We start from the raw sequence: 17,297 nt of genomic DNA on the forward strand, positions 1-17,297 counted from the left end.
GTACGTGGCCTCGAGACCTGTCGGTACGCGAGGAGGTTCTGATGGCTGGTCTGTGGGGGAGGAAGTCCCGCGCGAAGAGCTGGAAGCGAGGCCTGTGGGGGAGCACGACGAAGGGGCGCAGCAAGAACCTGGCCAAGGGAACGTGGGGGAGCAGCAAGCGCCGCAAGCGCGGCTTGTGGTGAACGCTCCTGGTGGCTGCCGCGGTGGCCTCCTGCCCTGTCCGGGCCGGCCGGCGCGCGAATCCCGCTGCCCCGCGCCCGGGCCCATCGACCGGGTGCGCCGGCGTTTGCGTCCTGAGGACTGACAGCGAGATCATCTCGCATGCCTCCCCTCGCCCTCCCTGACGACGGAACCCCGCCGAAGGTGTCCGCGCCGCGGCTCGTGGGGCGCGATCGGGAGCTGGCGGCCCTCACCGGCGCCCTGGCCCGGCCGCCGGCGCTCGTGCTGCTGGAGGGCGAGGCGGGTCTCGGCAAGAGCCGGCTGCTGCAGCAGTGGCTCGCCACGGTCCCGTCGCCGGGCAAGGTCTTGTTCTCGGTATGCCCGCCGCTGCACGAGCCGCTGACCCTGGGTCCGGTCGTCGACGCGTTCCGCGGGATCGACGTGCCGGTCGCGGACCTGGGGCTCACCGGTCTCGCGGGCGCGCTGCGTCCGTTGTTCCCGGAGTGGTCGGCCGAGCTGCCGCCGACACCCGAGCCCCTCGCCGATGCCAGATCGGCTCGGCACCGGCTGTTCCGCGCGATGGACGAACTGATCCGGGCGCTCGGCGTGGACCTTCTCGTCCTGGAGGACGCCCACTGGGCCGACGACGTGACCCTGCAGTTCCTCCTGTTCCTCGCCGCCCGTCAGCAACTGCTCGGACCGAGCCTGGTGATCTCCTACCGGCCCGACGAGGTGAGCACCGACTCGCTCCTGCTGCGCCTGACGTCGAGGACGGCCGCAGGTGTCGGCAAGGCACGGATCGCCCTGTCGCCGCTGCGCGGGGAGGACACGGCCGCGATGGTGTCGTCGATGCTCGGCGGTCATCCGGTACCGGCCGGCCTCACCACCTTCCTGCACGATCTGACCGACGGGATCCCGGTCGCGCTGGAGGAGTCGGTGCGTCTGCTGCGCGACCGTGGGGACCTCGTTCTCCGCGACGGGCAATGGGACAGGTTGACGTGCAGCGAGATGCCCATGCCGCCCACGGTGCGCGACTGCACCCGCGAGCGGGTGGGCCGCCTCTCGCCGGCGGCTCAACAGGTGCTCCGGGCGGTGGCGACCCTGGCCGAGCCGGCGTCCGAGGCGACGATCGCGGCCACCGCCGACCTGGCTCCGGACGCCGCCCGAGCCGGCATCGCGGAAGCGGCCGACGCCACGGTGCTCGTCGGCGACGACCGGTGCCGCTGGCGGTACCGGCACCGGCTGGCCGCGGCGGCGGTGTACGAGGCGATCCCGCGTACCGCCCGCCGGCCTCTGCACCTGGGGGCCGGTCGCGCGCTGGAGAGCGTGCACCCGCTGCCCGCCTCGCGCCTCGCGCACCATTTCCGCCAGGCGGGTGAGGTAGAGCCGTGGCTCCGGTACTCCGAGCAGGCCGCGGAGCGGGCAGTGGCATCGGGTGACCACACGACGGCGGTCGTCCTGCTCGATGAGCTCCTGTCGGCCGCGGAGCTTCCGCCCCACGACCTGGCTCGCGTCGCGCGAGCCGCCGCGTCCGCCGCATTGGGCAGGCGCGAACCGGTGGACGAGGTCTACCACCGGATGATTCGCACCCTGCGCGCGGTGCTCGGTTCTCCGGGGCTGTCCGATCGGCAGAAGGCCGAGATCCGCAATCCCCTGGGTCGGCTCCTGATCCTCGGGGGTGAGGCGACGGCGGCGCTCGCCGAGCTCGAGCGGGCGGTGGCCAACCTCGACCACGAGCCGGTCGAGGCCGCCCGAGCCATGACGTACCTGGGCTGGGCCTACGCGGGACCGTGGCCGGCGCAGACCCATCTGCGGTGGTTGCGGCGTGCGGCCGAGATGACGGCCCACGTCGCCTCCCCGCCCGACCGGCTGAACCTCGCGGGCAACCGTGCGGCCGCGCTGCTCATGCTCGGGGAGGAGACCGCCTGGGAGGTCATCGCCGACCTGCCGGTTGATGCCACGGTCTCTGCCGAGCGGCTCGACCTGGCCCGCATCCACGCCAACATCGGCACCGGCGCTCTGATCTGGGGCCGGTACGCCGACGCGGAGCGGCATCTGGACGTCGCCATGCGGCTTGCCGACACCGAGCAGGCAGCCCGCCTGCGGTACAACGTCGAGACCGAACGGGCCAACCTGGACTGGCACACCGGTCGGTGGGAAGGGCTGGCGGATCGGGCCGCCACCCTCGCGGAGGCCGACCGGGACCGACCTGCCATCTATCTGGCCGGCGTCCGGCTGAGGGCCCGGCTGGACGCCGCGGCCGGACGCCCGCGCGCCGCGGAGGAGCAGTTCCGGCTGGTGCTCGAGGAGTCCGCCCGACTCGGCGCCGTCGATGACACCATGGAGCCCGCCGCGGCGCTGGCCCGGCTGTGGGTGGCGGACGGCGACGGCGGCCGGGCCCTGCGCGTGACCGACAGGCCGATGGACGCCCTGGAGAGCAAGGGCGTGTGGGTGTGGGCGACCGATATCGTGCCCGTGCGGGTCGAGGCGCACCTCGCCGTCGGCGACCACACGGCCGCGCGACGCCTGACCGCTCAGCTCGCGAGAGGCCTGCGCGGCCGCTCCGCACCGGGGCCGCGCGCGGCCCTGACGCTGTGCCGTGCGCACCTCGCCACCGCGGCCGGGGACCACGTCCGGGCAGGGGCCGCGTACGAGCGTGCCGCACGTGCCTGGGCCGCGTTGCCCCGACCGTACGATGCGCTCCGTGCTCGTGAGCGGCAGGCCGAGGCGCTCGTCGCGGCGGGGAGGGTCTCCGAGGGGCAGCAGGTGATGGCGCTCCAGTACGAAGAGCTCTTCCGGCTCGGCGCGCGCGGGGACGCGGACCGGGTGGCGCGCCGCCTGCGCGATCTCGGTGCGGACGTCCCCCGGCTGTGGCGCGGCGGTCGGCGCGGCTACGGGGACAACCTCTCCCCCCGTGAGCTCGAGGTCGTTCGTCTGGTGGTCGCTGGGCACACCAACCGGGAAATCGGGAGAATCCTGGCGAAGTCGCCGGCCACCGTGGACCAGCAGCTCCGCGCGGCCATGCGCAAGCTCAAGGTCACCTCCCGGACCGCGCTCGCGGTGCTGGCGGTCGAGACCGGTGTGCTCTCGGGGGAGCGTTCCGTCGCCGACGCGTCATGAACAATGACGCATCCGCAGGATAGCGACGGCCCGCGCGTCCACCGCAGCATAGGGCCCCATGACCCATAGCCCAGTGAGACCGACTGCCGTCGCGGCGTCGTTGGCCCTGGCGGCAGGCCTGAGTGTGAGTGCCTCGCCACCGACGTGGGGGGCCACGCCCCCGCCCGAGCCGACCGCCGGGTCCGTGGAGCCCGCCGACAAGATCCAACCGGAGCTGCGGGCGTCGTTCCGCGGCGAACGGACCACCGAGCTCTGGCTCCGGTTCGAGGAGCGAGCGGACCTGGCGCCCGCCGCGCGCATCGCGGACTGGACCGAGCGCGGACAGTTCGTCTATGACGCCCTGACCGAGACGGCCGCCGCCTCGCTGGCGACGGTCGTTCCCGATCTCGAGGCGGCCGGCGTCGACTACAAGTCGTACCCCGTCGCCAACGCCGTGCTGGTCAAGGACGGCACCGAGAAGCTCGCGCTGGACCTGGCCGCGAACCAGGCGGTCGCCGAGGTGCACGACACCCCGGACGTCGGGCTGGTCGAACCGGTGCGGCCCGAGCCCACCGCCCCCGCCGCGCGCGCCGCGGAGTCCGAGGTCGAGTGGGGGCTCGACTACATCAACGCACCCGCCGCCTGGGAGATGGGGGCCACCGGCGCGGGCATCACGGTGTCCAACATCGACACGGGGGTGCAGTTCGACCACCCGGCACTGGTGGGCACGTACCGGGGCGCGACCGCAGGCGGCGCGTTCGACCACGACTACAACTGGTTCAGCACCGGTGGTACCTGCGGGGACGTGCCCTGCGACGACAACGGTCACGGCACGCACACCATGGGCACGATGGTGGGCGACGACGGAGCAGGCAACCAGGTGGGAGTCGCCCCGGACGCGCGCTGGATCGCGACCGACGGCTGCTGCGAGGCCACCGGGTTCGAGACGCTGCTCGAGTCGGGCTGGTGGCTGCTCGCCCCCACCGACCTGAACGGCGAGAACCCGGACGTGTCGAAGCGCCCGCACGTGGTGAACAACTCCTGGGGCTCGTCGGCAGAGCACGCCTACTCCGACTTCTTCACAGTGATCGACGAGGCGTGGACGGCGGCAGGCATCTTCAGCGTCTGGTCGGCGGGCAACTCCTCACCGAGCGCGGCGTGCGACACCGTCTCCTCACCCGGTGCGCACCCGGACGCCTACTCCGTGGGGGCGTTCGCCTCGAACGGTGTGCTCGGCGCGTTCTCCCGCAAGGGCGAGGGCGAGGGCGGCGGGATCAAGCCCGAGATCTCCGCCCCCGGTGTCAGCGTCCGGTCGGCGTGGCCGGGCAACGGCTACAACACGATCAGCGGCACCTCGATGGCCGCCCCGCACGTGGCGGGAGCCGTCGCGGCGCTGTGGAGCTACGACCCGACGCTGGTGGGACAGATCGAGCAGACCCGCCGCCTGCTCGCGGAGTCGGCGCACGACGTCGACGACACCTCGTGCGGTGGCACCGCGGAGCTCAACAACATGTACGGCGAGGGACGCCTGGACCTGGTGCGGCTGCTCCAGCTCGCCCCGCGGGAGGGTGGCACGCTCAGCGGCGTCGTCACGGTCGGCGAAGAGCCGGTCGGTGGCGCGGAGCTGACGATCAGCGGCCCGTTCGACCGTACGGTCGGCACGGCCCAGGACGGCACCTTCTCGGTGCACCTGCCCGCGGGCGACTACGAGGTCACCACCACGGCCTTCGGCCATGTCCCGTCGACGACGAGCGCCACCGTCCGCATCGGCGAGGCCACCACGGTCGACGTCGTGCTCGAGACGGCACCCACGCGTGACGTCAGCGGTGTGGTGCTCGGCGAGGACGAGCAGCCCGTACCGGCGGCGGAGGTCTCCGTCGAGGGCACACCGCTGGCCGCCGTCCGCACGGACACCGACGGCGCGTTCACCATCGCGGACGTCCCGGAGGGCGACCACCGGCTCGCGGTGCTGCCGAACGCGTGCTTCGCGCCCACGACGGTCCCCCTGACCGTCGGGCCGGGCACGGAGCCGATCGAGATCACCGCGGCGCTCGTCGTGGACGAGGGCGGTTACACCTGCGCCGTCTCGGAGGGCGACTACCGGCGGGGCACCGACCCGGTCGAGTTCCCGAGCGGGATCTGGGCCCAGGTGTCGCTGCCGTCCCCGATCGCGCTCTACAACGGCACCCACGACACCCTCAACATCGGCATGCGCGGGGTCATCTCCGTGGACGACACCATCGCGGGCCCTGGCCACGGTGGCGTGGGAGTCTTCCCGTTCTACACCGCCAGCCCGCTGCGGACGGACGGCGGCGTCTACACGGCGTCCACCACGGTGGACGGCGAGGAGGCGTTCGTCGTCGAGTACCGGGACATGACCGTCTGGGGCGGCTCCGACTTCCCGCGGGAGTCGGAGGACACGGTCAGCTTCTCCACCACGTTCACCCGGTCCGGGAAGGTGATCGTCGCCTACGGCGACGGCGTGGGCGGCGACGACCCGCTGACGGCCGGCCTCGTCACGACGACGGGCCTGCAGGGCTGGGAGGGCGTGGACGGCATCCGGTTCTCGGAGCGGTCCCCGGTGCTCCACGACGGACTGGTCGTCACCTACGACCTGCCTGACTTCGGGTACCTCGACGCGACGGTCGTCGACCGCAACGACGGCCTGCCGGTGGACGGGGCGACCGTCTCCATCTCCGACGCGGACGGCCTGGTCGAGAGCCTGACCACCACCTCCACCGGTGTCATGCGACGCCAGCTGCCCGTGGGTGACTACACGATGACCGTCTCGGCGCCCGACTACGTGACCGGGTCCCACGAGTTCTCCCTCGACGAGCTCTACGCGGAGACCGCGGTCGAGGCCCGCCTCGCCACCGGCATCGCCGACCTGACGACCGACGGGCTGGACGCCGTGCTCGGTACCGACCAGAACGGCACCGGGTCGCTGACCCTGACCAACTCCGGCTCCGCCCCCCTCACGTACGACCTGGGGGAGGCCGAGCGCCATCCGGAGCTCGACACCGAGTCGGCCACCGCGCGTACCGGCGCCGGAGCCGACGGCCCGATCGACCTGCCGGCCTGGAACAAGGCGGCCGAGGCGGCCGGCGGTGACCACGAGCCGTCGCAGACCGACGGCACGGGCAAGAAGGCGGACGCCGCGCTCGCGGAGGCCGCCGACCGGATCGGCACCCACTCCGGCGGCGACGTCATCACCCGGATCCCGCTCGGCGACGGGCCGGACGAGAGCTCGCCCACGGGACTCGGCTACGACGGCGACGTGTGGGTCCACGACTACGACGCGCGCACCAACACCGCCTACACGGTGACGGGCCACAGGACCGGCAAGCAGTTCGCGGCGGAGTGGAACCCCGACTACCGGGCCTTCGACCTGGCGTTCGACACCCGGACCGGCGACATGTGCCAGATGGAGGACAGCCCGGCGAGCCTCATCCACTGCTTCGACCCGGACACCGGGGACAAGACCCGGGAGATCGAGGGAGCCTGGTCGAACACGCAGCTGACCGGGCTTGCCTACAACGCGAGCCGGGACGTGTTCTACGTGGGCGGCCGGGGGATCGGTGCGATCGGAACCGTCGCCGGCACGTCGCACGAGACGCCGGGGGAGTTCATCTCCTTCTGCTACCCGCCGTTGCCCGAGGTGATGGGCCTGGCGTACAACGAGGCGTCCGACACCATCTGGTACACGGACCGCGCCGTCGGACGGCCCAGCCGGCTGCTGCAGGTCGACCCCGTCGACTGCTCGCTCGTCAACGCCTGGTGGTTCCCCGGTCAGCAGCAGCTGCAGGGCGGTGGCCTCGCGACCGACGCCACCGGCGCCCTGTGGGCGACCGACCAGGTCGCGGACGAGGTGCTGCTGGTCGACGTCGAGGACGACCTGCTCACGGACGTGCCCTGGCTGGAGCTCTCCTCGACCGGCGGCACGCTCGCCCCGGGCGAGTCTGCGACGGTCGAGGTCGCGGTGTCGGCCGAGGACCTGGGGCTGGGAACTCTCGGTGCCAACATCGTGGTGATGTCGGACTCCGGCCGGCAGTCCAAGGAGTACGTCCCCGTCACGCTCACGACCACCGAGCACCAGGTGGGCGTCAACGCCGGCGGCAAGGCGTTCACGGACGGCGTCGGTTTCGACTGGTCGGCCGACCGTCCGTTCCGCCGCGGCCCGTGGGGGTACGAGGGCAGCACCAAGGAGATCTCCACCCGGGACGCGGTGCACGGCACCACGGACGACACCCTGTTCCAGTCCCAGCGCACCGCCCGGCGCGACGACCTCTTCTACGAGTTCGACGACATGCCGGAGGGTGTCTACACGATCGACCTGGGCTTCGCCGAGATCCAGCGGGCAGCCCCGGGCAAGCGCGTGTTCGACGTGCTCGTCAACGACTCGCTCACGCTGTACTCCTACGACGCCGCCGGCACGGTCGGTCAGCGGACCGCGGACTGGCACACCGCCGTCGTCGAACACACCGGTGGTCCGCTGACCGTGGAGCTCAGGGGCGCCCGAGGGCTGCGGTCCCCGGCGCTCGCGGCGCTGCGGGTCACCCACGACCCCCGTGTCGCCGAGGCGCCGGAACCGGAGCCGGAGCAGCCGGGCGAGGTTCCGGTCGCCCCGGTCGACCGTCCGTACGAGGTGACGGAGACGTCCGGCCTGTACCGGCAGGGCACCACGGAGACCACCTGGTCGGGCAGCTTCGGCTGCGGATGGCTGTACCCCGGCTTCGACTTCCCGTTCTACGACACCATGTGGGACGGGCTGTGCGTGGCGCGGAACGGGATGCTGACCTTTGACCGCAGCCGGGCCGGCATGCGGAACACCGAGCTGCCCACGCGGCAGACGGCCGACGCGATCTATCCGTTCTGGGACGAGCTGCTCGTGGACGACGAGGCGGCGATCCACATCGGCCCGGCGGAGGTGGACGGGCTCGACGCCGCGGTGATCGAGTACCGCGACGTCACCTTCAACGACGAGCGGACGGAGCGCATCAGCTTCTCGGTCACGCTCGTCGAGGACGGTCGCATCCAGATCGGCTACGGCGACGGCGTGGGCGGGGAGAACCCGCGGACCCAGGGTGCGTCGGCGACGGTCGGCATCGAGAACCTGGGCGGGAGCCGGTTCAGCCAGCACTCCTTCAACCAGCCCGTGCTGTCCGCCGGGTCGGACCTGGAGTACGCCCTGCTGGCGGCGGGCACGATCGAGGGTGAGGTCACCGACGCGAACGACGGCGAGCCGGTCGCGGGCGCCGTCGTGACCCTGACCTCGCCCGACGGCAGCACGCGGACGATCACCGCCGACGGTCACGGGCGCTGGAAGGCCAAGGCCGTGACCGGTGAGCACACGGTGGACATCTGGTCGCCGAACTACACCGTGACCAGCGACTCGGTGACGATCTCCGAGAACGGGCAGGCCGAGGTGCTCGACGCGGCGCTGCCCACCGGAATCGCCGAGGTGTCCGGGGACGAGCTCGAGTGGTTCTTCGGCCCCGAGCAGAGCGCGACGGCGGAGCTGACCGTGACCAACACCGGGACGGCCCCGGTGGAGGTCGAGCTGACCGAGCGGGCCCGGGACGCGGACGGGAACCACGAGCCCGCCGACCTGCCCTGGCTCTCGATGTCCGGGGAGGCGGCCGCGGGTGCCGTCGAGCTCGGCGTGGGCGAGTCCACCACGGCCACCGTGTCGGCGGACAACGCCGGCGTCGATCCCGGTCTGCTCGCCGGTGGCGTGCTGGTGTCCTCGACCGCGGGCCGGGCCCCCGAGCAGTACGAGCGGGCGCGGATGGCGACGTCGGCGTACTGGCTGGGGGTCGACGTCGGTGGGCGCGGGCTGGACGGCGGCGACGGCCTCACCTGGTCGGCCGACCAGGCGCTGCGCCACGGGTCCGACCGGGAGTGGGGATATGTCGGTGGAGGCAGCCGGACGACCCGGGCCGACATCGAGAACACCGACGACGACGCGTTGTTCCGCACCCAGCGGACCGGCGGGACGTTCAGCTACGTGTTCGAGGACGTCCCTGCGGGCGGCTACCAGATCGACCTCGGCTTCGCCGAGATCGACCATGTCGCCGTCGGCCGGCGGACGTTCGACGTGCTGGTGAACGGCGAGGTCGTGCTGCACGACCACGACGTCCGGGCCGAGGTCGGCCGGCTGGCCGCCGACGAGCGGAACGCCACCATTGAGCACCCGGGCGGCGACCTGACCGTCGAGCTGGTCGGTGAGACCGGACAGCGCCACCCGGTCCTCAGCGCGCTGGCGGTGCGGGAGGACCCGCGCCTCTGACGTCAGCAGTGCTCGACGTGCCGGCCGCCGGCCGGGCGTGGCGACCGTGCGGGGCCTCCCCGGTGGAATCACCGGGGAGGCCCCGCACGGTCGTGGGTACGTGCCCGAGGGCGGGACGGCGCGAGCCCGCGGGTCCGGTCAGCGCGTGAGTGCCGTCGCGAGGAAGTCGCGGATCCGTGCGGTGACGTCGTCGAGGTGCGACTCGAGGAGGAAGTGCCCGCCGGGCAGCAGCTCGATCCGGGCGTCGGGCAGGTCCCTGGCGAACGCCTTGGCGCCCTCGGGCCCGAAGATCTCGTCGTGCTCGCCCCAGACGGCCAGCAGCGGCACCTGGGAGGTCCGGAAGTACTCCTGTACCGCGGGGTACAGCGGTGGGTTGGTGGAGTAGTCGCGGAACAGCTCGAGCTGCACCAGGTCGTTGCCCGGGCGGGAGACCAGGGCGAGGTCGTGCTCCCAGGTCTCGGGGTCCACGAGGGTGGGGTCGGGCACGCCGTGCAGGTACTGCCACCGGATCGCCTCGCGGGTCAGCGCGAAGCGGATGGCGGACTCGGTCTCGTCGTTCTGGTCCGCGCCCCAGGCCCAGACGTCCTTCCAGAAGTCCTCGACGAAGCCTTCGTCGTACGCGTTGCCGTTCTGGCTGATGATCGCCGTGATCGCGGACGGGTTCTCCAGCGCGAGCCGCCATCCGATCGGTGCGCCGTAGTCCTGGACGTAGATCGCGTACCGGGTCAGGCCCAGCTGGGCCAGCAGTGTGGACGTGATCCGGGCGAGCGCGTCGAAGCTGTAGTCGAACTCGTCCACGCCGGGCGCGTCGGACAGCCCGAACCCCAGGTGGTCGGGCGCCACCACGTGGTACTTCTCGGCGAGCGCGGGGATCAGTGTGCGGAACATGTGCGAGCTGGTCGGGTAGCCGTGCAGCAGCACGACCGTCGGTGCGTCGGCGGGGCCGGCCTCGCGGTAGAAGATCCTGCGTCCCTCGACCTCGGCGAACCGGTGGTGGATGGCGACCATCAAACTAACCCTCTCGATAGGCGGTAGGTGGTTATAAGAGCACGCTCCTGCTAACCTGTCAACATCGAATGAGGAGGTTAGAGGTGAACGTGGTGACGCGGAACGACGAGGACCTGCTGCTGGACCTGCTGAACACGACCCCCGTCGTCGACGGCGAGCGGACCGACGTGCTCACCGACCCCGACGCGAGCCAGGAGTGGGCGGCCGGTCACGGCGGAGCCGGCAGCGCGGGCGAGTCCGCGACCCTGCGCCGCGTGCGCGCCGCGATCCAGGACGTCGTCCGCGGGGTCGCCGACGCGCAGACGCTCGAAGAGCACGTCGAACGGATCGAACTGCGGCCCCGGCTGCGCGACGGCGTCCTCGGCTGGGAACTGCGAGTGCCCGCCGACGAGGCGCTCGCGGCCCGGGCGCTCCTGGCCTGGACTGTGCTCGACGAGCGAGCGCCCGGGCGTCTCCGGCCGTGCGCGAATCCCGACTGCCACCGCTTTCTGCACGACCGCAGCAACGCGAACTCCGCCCGCTGGTGCTCGATGGCCGTCTGCGGCAACCGGTTCAAGGCCCGGCGACACTATCGGCGCACGCGGAAGGCGGACTGATGGCCGACGTTCTGGTGACGGGTGCGTCCCGAGGGATCGGGCGTGCGATCGCGGTGGCACTCGCCGGTCGGGGCGACCGGGTCGCCGTCCACTACGGCTCCGATCGGGCGGCGGCCGAGCGGACGCTCGAACTGCTGGCCGGTACGGGGCACACGGTGGTGGGCGGGGATCTGCGCCGGCCCGAGGGTGCCGAGGCCGTCGTCACCGCCGCGGCGGAGGCGCACGGGGGAATCGACGTCCTCGTCAACAACGCGGCGATCGCGCCCGCCGAGAGCCGTCGTCACCCGGTCGACACCGTCAGCTACGCGGACTGGCAGCGCGTCTGGCGGGAGATGATCGACGTCGACCTCATCGCGGCGGCGAACCTGACGTATCTCGTGGCGCGCCAGATCATCGCCAGGGGTACTTCGGGGGTCGTCGTCAACATCGGCTCCCGTGGCGCCTTCCGCGGCGAGCCGGAGTTCCCCGCGTACGGGGCGGCCAAGGCCGCGCTGCACGCCTTCGGGCAGTCGATGGCCGTCGCCCTCGCGCCGCATGACATCGCGGTCGCGTCCGTCGCTCCCGGATTCGTCAGCTCCGAGCGGCAGGCGGCGAAGCTGGCGAGCCCCACGGGTGACTCCGTGCGGTCGGAGAGCCCGTTCGGCCGGGTGGGGACGCCGGAGGAGGTCGCGCACGCCGTGCTGTACCTGACCTCTCCGGGGGCGGCCTGGGCCTCAGGGGCGATCCTCGACCTGAACGGTGCCTCCCACCTGCGTACCTGAGACCGGCCGGCTCGGCTCAGCCCAGAACTCGAAGGTGCTCCGGGCTCACGGGGTCGGTGGCGTCGTCGAAGTCGTGATGGGTGGAGAGCCACTTCTTCACGTAGGGGCAGACGGGCACGATGCGACGCCCGCCCTGGACGCTGGAGTCCAGGGCGGTACGGGTCAGGATGCCGGCGAGACCACGGCCTCCGAACTCCTCGAAGACCACCGTGTGGTAGAAGATCCGCTGCGTCTCCCCGAAGTCCTTGTACACGCTGAACCCCGCACGGGTGTCCGCCACGAGGACGTCGAAGCGGCTCTTGTCCGGGTTGTGGCGCACGGTGACTTCCTGCTGCTGATCGTTCATCGCGGTGATCCAGGCTTCCTGTGGCGTGGCGTGGCGCGGACGCTCTGGTGGCCGTGCGGCGGGCGTCCAGGACTCGTCCCGACACTACTCGACAGGTCCTGGTCCGGAGCTCCTCGATCGACCGGGCGGGCTGACGAACGCTCGCCGGGTCGTCGGCCTCCCTCGCGGCCGCGGACGCTCAGACCGCCGCGGTGTCGGCCGCTCCGGTGAGCAGTACGAGCAGGGGCAGGGCGAGGTTGTTGACGGTGTGGACGATCACGGCGGGCCAGATGGAGCCGCTGCGGCGCATGACCTCGGCGGCGATGATGCCCACGACGAGCGCTGAGGGAAACGCCAGGTTGATGCCGTGGACGAGGGCGAAGAACACGGAACTGGCCAGGACGCCGATGACCGGCCCGTAGCGCAGCAGGGCGTTGGTCACGACACCGCGGAAGAAGAACTCCTCGCCGATGGGGGTGAGGACCGACAGGAACACGAAGGTCAGGATCAGTGGCAGCACACCGCCGCCGGCCGCGTCGCCGTAGGCGCCCTGCGGGTCGGCACTGAAGCCGGTCACGGCGATGATCCCCGTGTTGAGCAGTCCCTTGAGCAGGAGCGCGACGATGCCGGCGGCCACTCCGATGAGCACCCACCGCCCGCTGGTGCGGCGCACGCTGAAGGCGCCCCAGGAGCGGATCCGGATCAGTGCGGCGACGGCGAAGCCGGTCAGACCCGCGACTCCCGACCACGCGGTCAGGACCAGCCCGTATGCCACGGGGTCCTCGTCCAGGCCGACGAGGCCGAACAGCCGGATCGCCGGCAGGGCCGCGAGCGCCGCGAGGGTGCCGACGATCACCTCGGGCCAGCCCGGCCGGGCCGGGGGCGTGGTATCGGTCCGGGCTGCCTTCGGGCGGTCGGCGTGGCTGGTCGACATGGCGGTGGGCTCCTCGTGCTGGTGGTCGGGTAGGGCGCTTCGGCCATGGAAAACCGTGTTCTCGGGACCAGGTCAAGGAGCGTCGCGTGGCGTATCGCTGGACGTCATATACCCCAAGGGGTATGCTGATTCCGAAGATACCCCAGGGGTATACCGGCGATCCCATCCACCCAGGAGGACCATTCTCGTGACCACCAGCATCATCGCCATCGAGACGCCGTCGCTGGGCGACCGCACCTACCTCGCGCACGACGGCGACGTGGCCTTCGTCGTCGACCCGCAGCGCGACATCGACCGCGTCCTGGAGGCGGCGGCCGCGGCCGGGGTGCGGATCACGCACGTCTTCGAGACCCACATCCACAACGACTACGTCACCGGCGGCTACGCCCTGGCCCAGGAGACGGGCGCGGCCTACCACGTGAACGCCGCCGACGAGGTGTCCTTCGAGCGCACCCCGATCCGCGACGGCGACGTCGTCGAGGTCAGCCCGGAGCTGCGGGTGCGCGCGATGCACACGCCGGGGCACACGTTCACCCACCTGTCCTACGTGCTCGAGGGCGAGGAGCCGGCGGTCTTCTCCGGCGGCTCGCTGCTGTTCGGCTCCACGGGACGCCCCGACCTGCTCGGCGAGGCGCACACGCACGACCTGGTCCGTCATCAGTACAGCTCCGCCCGCAGGCTGGCGGCCGAGCTGAGCGACGACACCAGGGTCATGCCCACCCACGGCTTCGGCTCGTTCTGCGCGGCGACCTCCACGGGAGGCGACACGACCGCCTCGACGATCGGCCAGGAGCGGCTGATCAACCCGGTGCTCAGCCAGGACGAGGAGGACTTCGTCGCGGACACCCTCGCCGGCCTGGACGCCTACCCCGCCTACTACGTGCACATGGGGCCCGCGAACGCCGCCGGTCCCGCGGCCGCGGACCTGTCCGAGCCCGAGCGCGCGGACAAGGACCAGATCCGCCGCCGGCTCGAGGCGGGGGAGTGGCTCGTGGACCTGCGCAACCGCACCGCGTTCGCGGCCGGGCACGTCCCGGGCACCTTCAACTTCGGCCTCGACGGTCAGTTCTCCACGTACCTGGGCTGGCTGATCCCGTGGGGTACCCCGGTCACGCTGCTCGGGGAGTCCCGGGAGCAGGTCGCCGAGGCGCAGCGCGAACTCACGCGGATCGGGATCGACCGGCCCGCCGCCGCTGCCACGGGCCGGCCGGAGGACTGGACGGACGCGCCGCTGGCGACGCTCCCTAGTGCCACGTTCGCCGATCTCGCCCAGGTGCGCCACCACCGGCCCGTCGCGGTCCTGGACGTACGCCGCGCCGGCGAGTGGCGTGCCGCGCACCTCGACGGCGCCGTGCACCTCCCGATCCACGACATCGTCACCCGCATGGACGAGGTGCCGGAGGGGGAGGTCTGGGTGCACTGCGCGTCCGGCTACCGCGCCTCGGTCGCGGCATCGCTCGTCGCGGCCACCGGCCGCCGCGTCGTCGTGATCGACGACAACTTCGGCCTCTCCGCCGAGGCGGCCGGCCTGCCTCTGGTCTCCGAGGCCGAACAGGTCTCCGCATGACGCCGGACCCGACGTGCTCGCGGTGACCCTGCCGATCGGCCTCGTCGTCGGCATCGCCCTCGGTGCCCTCGGCGGTGGCGGGTCGATCCTGACCGTCCCGGCCCTGGTGTACCTGCTGGGCCTCGATCCCCGGTCCGCGACGACCGGATCGCTCGTCATCGTCGGCATCACGGCCCTGATCGGCGTGGTGCCGCACCTGCGGGCCGGACGGGTCCGCCTCGGGCAGGGCGTCGTCTTCGGCCTCCTCGGCGTCGGCGGGGCCTTCGCCGGGTCCCTGCTGTCGACGACGGTGCCGGGGGACGTCCTGCTCGTGGCGTTCGCGGTGCTCATGCTCGTCGTCGCGGTGATGATGACACGGCGGCGCCGGGCCGCGGCGCGGAACGGGGGCGTCAGCCCCGCGGAGGCCGGGACCCGGACCGCCCCGATGCTGGCGCTGCGCCCGTTCCGGTGCGCCTGCCGCGTGGCCGTGGTGCTGGTCGCGACGGCGACGGCCGTCGGGCTGCTGACCGGGTTCTTCGGGGTCGGCGGCGGCTTCGCCGTCGTGCCCGCCCTGGTGCTCGCGCTCCGGCTGCCCATGCCGGTCGCCGTCGGCACCTCGCTCGTGGTCATCACCATCAACAGTGCGAGCTCGCTGGTCGCCCGGCTCGGGCAGGACGTCACGCTCGACTGGGGCGTCATCGCCGCCTTCTCGGCCGCGGCCGTGGCCGGAACCCTCGTCGGCGCCCGGGTCGTCTCCAGGGTGCGCCCGGACCGGCTGAACCTCGCCTTCACCGTGCTGCTCGTCGCCGTCGCCCTCTACACCGCGGCCGGCAGCGTCTCCCAGCTTCTCTGAGCGGTGACTCCGCTCGGACCCGACCAGCAAACAACCCAAGGACCGGCACCCATGTCACTCACCACGCCCGTCGCACCCGGCGCGCTCTCCTCACCCCGTCGGGACGGCGCGGAGAAACGCTCGATGGCCGGGATGGCCGCCGTGGTGGTCCTCCTCAACCTCGTCGGCTGGGGCGTGCTGTTCCTGGCCGTGGTCCCCCAGGGGCTGACGGTCGGAAGCGCCGGGGTGTTCGGCGTGGGCGTGGGCGCGACGGCGTTCCTGCTCGGCGTCCGGCATGCCTTCGACGCCGACCACATCGCCGCGATCGACAACACCACGCGCAAGCTCGTCGGCGAGGGCCGGCCGGCCTCGAGCGTCGGATTCTGGTTCTCGCTGGGCCACTCCAGCGTGGTCTTCGGCCTCGCCCTGGTGCTCGCCCTCGGCCTGCGGGTCGTCGTCGGGCCCGTCGCGGACGACGGTTCGGCCCTCCAGCACACGCTCGGTACGGTGGGCGGAGTCGTCGCCGGGACGTTCCTCGTCCTGATCGGCCTGCTCAACCTCGGGTCCGTCGCCGGGATCGTGCGGGTCCTGCGCGAGATGCGCGGCGCCCCGCTGGACGAGGCCGAGCTCGAACGGCACCTGAACAGCCGCGGCCTGCTGGCGCGGGTGCTGAGCCGGTTCACCCGCCGGGTCCGTGAGCCCTGGCACATGTACCCGGTCGGGCTGCTGATGGGCCTCGGCTTCGACACCGCCACGCAGGTGGCCCTGCTCGTGCTCGCCGGTGGCACCGCCGCCCTGACCCTGCCGTGGTACGCCATCCTCGTGCTGCCGGTGCTCTTCGCCGCCGGCATGAGCCTGTTCGACGCCGCCGACGGCGTGCTCATGGCCCGGGCGTACCGGTGGGCCTTCCTCGCCCCGGTCCGCAAGGTCTACTACAACCTCACCGTCACGATCCTGTCGGTCGTCGCCGCGCTGGGGATCGGCGCGACCGTGCTGCTGCAGCTGCTCGCGGAGCGTCTCGGGGCCACCCGCGGGATCCTCGGCTGGGCCGCCGGCCTGGACCTGAGGCACGTGGGCTACGCGCTCGTCGCCCTCTTCGTCGTCACCTGGGTCACCGGCCTCGCCGTCTGGCGTCTCGGCAGGTTCGAGCGGCGAGGGCGGTCCGCCGGCACGGGCTGACGCGGCAGGGCGATTGCCCGCGTAATACCCCAGGGGGTATAGTTTCAGCCATGCTCAAGCGAAAGAAGTCCTTCATCGGCATCGGCCTCGCCCTGATCGCCGGCGCCACCCTCACCGGCTGCGGTTCCGCGCCGGTTCAGACCGTCGCGGTCGGCACCGACACCGTCGTCGTCGACGTGCGCACCCCCGCCGAGTACGCCGAGGGGCACCTCGACGGCGCGGTCAACCTGGACATCCAGTCCGCGGATTTCGCCGCCCAGGCCGCCGAGCTCGACCCCGAGGCGGACTACGTCCTGTACTGCAGGTCGGGCAACCGTGCCGCGGCCGCTCAGGACTACCTGGCGGACCTCGGCTTCGCCGACGTGGAGAACGTCGGCAGTCTGCGTGAGGCCGCCGACGCGACGGGCCTCGAGATCGTCTCGTGACGGCCCGGTGCCGTCCCGCGCCGACCGGCCGATGAACGGGGCCGCGTGCGCGACGACGCCGGGTGAGCGCCTCGACTACCCCGAGGCACGGGACGTGGTCCCGCCCGATCGCCGCTGACCTGGGCCGGACCCCGCCGGACCGGG

Annotated in this window: 12 protein-coding genes; 9 read left to right on the forward strand and 3 right to left on the reverse strand. The window is 72.3% G+C overall.

Features of this window, described 5'->3' with window-relative positions; translation table 11 throughout:
* The first annotated feature begins 41 nt into the window (after positions 1–41).
* The 3 genes from EDD34_RS20640 (at position 42) to EDD34_RS09785 (ending at position 9,547) form a co-directional block, all read left to right on the forward strand.
* Entirely contained in the window at positions 42–182 is a 141-nt protein-coding gene (locus tag EDD34_RS20640) for a hypothetical protein (RefSeq protein ID WP_170177028.1), read from the forward strand.
* Positions 183–321: 139 nt separating this feature from the next.
* Positions 322–3,279 carry an ATP-binding protein gene (locus EDD34_RS09780; protein ID WP_123814391.1) on the forward strand — a complete coding sequence of 986 codons (2,958 nt, stop codon included), beginning with the start codon at positions 322–324 and terminating at the stop codon, positions 3,277–3,279.
* A 184-nt stretch (positions 3,280–3,463) separates the two neighbouring features.
* Complete coding sequence (locus tag EDD34_RS09785) at positions 3,464–9,547, forward strand: S8 family serine peptidase (protein WP_211341545.1); 6,084 nt, start codon at positions 3,464–3,466, stop codon at positions 9,545–9,547.
* 138 nt (positions 9,548–9,685) lie between these two features.
* Here EDD34_RS09785 and EDD34_RS09790 read toward each other — a convergent pair whose 3' ends face one another.
* On the reverse strand, positions 9,686–10,555 hold the full coding sequence (locus tag EDD34_RS09790; protein WP_123814393.1) for an alpha/beta fold hydrolase: 870 nt from the start codon (positions 10,553–10,555) through the stop codon (positions 9,686–9,688).
* A gap of 83 nt (positions 10,556–10,638) precedes the next feature.
* On the opposite strand from EDD34_RS09790, the gene EDD34_RS09795 reads away from it, so the two are divergent.
* A complete protein-coding gene (locus EDD34_RS09795; protein WP_246012284.1) occupies positions 10,639–11,151 on the forward strand; it encodes a CGNR zinc finger domain-containing protein in 513 nt (170 codons plus the stop codon).
* Positions 11,151–11,912, forward strand: coding sequence for an SDR family NAD(P)-dependent oxidoreductase (locus EDD34_RS09800; protein WP_211341546.1), 762 nt, complete (start codon positions 11,151–11,153; stop codon positions 11,910–11,912). Before EDD34_RS09795 ends, EDD34_RS09800 begins: the two co-directional genes overlap by 1 nt.
* Before the next feature lie 16 nt (positions 11,913–11,928).
* Here EDD34_RS09800 and EDD34_RS09805 read toward each other — a convergent pair whose 3' ends face one another.
* Together EDD34_RS09805 and EDD34_RS09810 are read right to left on the reverse strand one after the other, a co-directional pair.
* Positions 11,929–12,258: a GNAT family N-acetyltransferase gene (locus EDD34_RS09805; protein ID WP_123814395.1), complete on the reverse strand. Its 330-nt coding sequence runs from the start codon at positions 12,256–12,258 to the stop codon at positions 11,929–11,931.
* A gap of 178 nt (positions 12,259–12,436) precedes the next feature.
* On the reverse strand, positions 12,437–13,171 hold the full coding sequence (locus EDD34_RS09810; protein ID WP_123814396.1) for a CPBP family intramembrane glutamic endopeptidase: 735 nt from the start codon (positions 13,169–13,171) through the stop codon (positions 12,437–12,439).
* Between the two features lie 187 nt (positions 13,172–13,358).
* Between EDD34_RS09810 and EDD34_RS09815 the strand changes: the two genes are divergently transcribed.
* The 4 genes from EDD34_RS09815 to EDD34_RS09830 are packed head-to-tail and all read left to right on the forward strand — an operon-like array spanning position 13,359 to position 17,153.
* Complete coding sequence (locus EDD34_RS09815) at positions 13,359–14,738, forward strand: MBL fold metallo-hydrolase (protein ID WP_246012286.1); 1,380 nt, start codon at positions 13,359–13,361, stop codon at positions 14,736–14,738.
* 22 nt (positions 14,739–14,760) lie between these two features.
* Positions 14,761–15,570, forward strand: a complete 810-nt coding sequence (locus EDD34_RS09820; RefSeq protein WP_246012288.1) for a sulfite exporter TauE/SafE family protein — start codon at positions 14,761–14,763, stop codon at positions 15,568–15,570.
* Between the two features lie 51 nt (positions 15,571–15,621).
* On the forward strand, positions 15,622–16,728 hold the full coding sequence (gene nicT / locus EDD34_RS09825) for a Nickel transporter NicT (protein WP_123814399.1): 1,107 nt from the start codon (positions 15,622–15,624) through the stop codon (positions 16,726–16,728).
* 50 nt (positions 16,729–16,778) lie between these two features.
* Positions 16,779–17,153 (forward strand): rhodanese-like domain-containing protein, encoded by a 375-nt coding sequence (locus EDD34_RS09830; RefSeq protein ID WP_123814400.1) that lies wholly within the window; start codon positions 16,779–16,781, stop codon positions 17,151–17,153.
* The last annotated feature ends 144 nt before the right edge of the window (positions 17,154–17,297 follow it).

Source organism: Myceligenerans xiligouense, from assembly GCF_003814695.1.
Classification (GTDB): Bacteria; Actinomycetota; Actinomycetes; order Actinomycetales; family Cellulomonadaceae; genus Myceligenerans; species Myceligenerans xiligouense.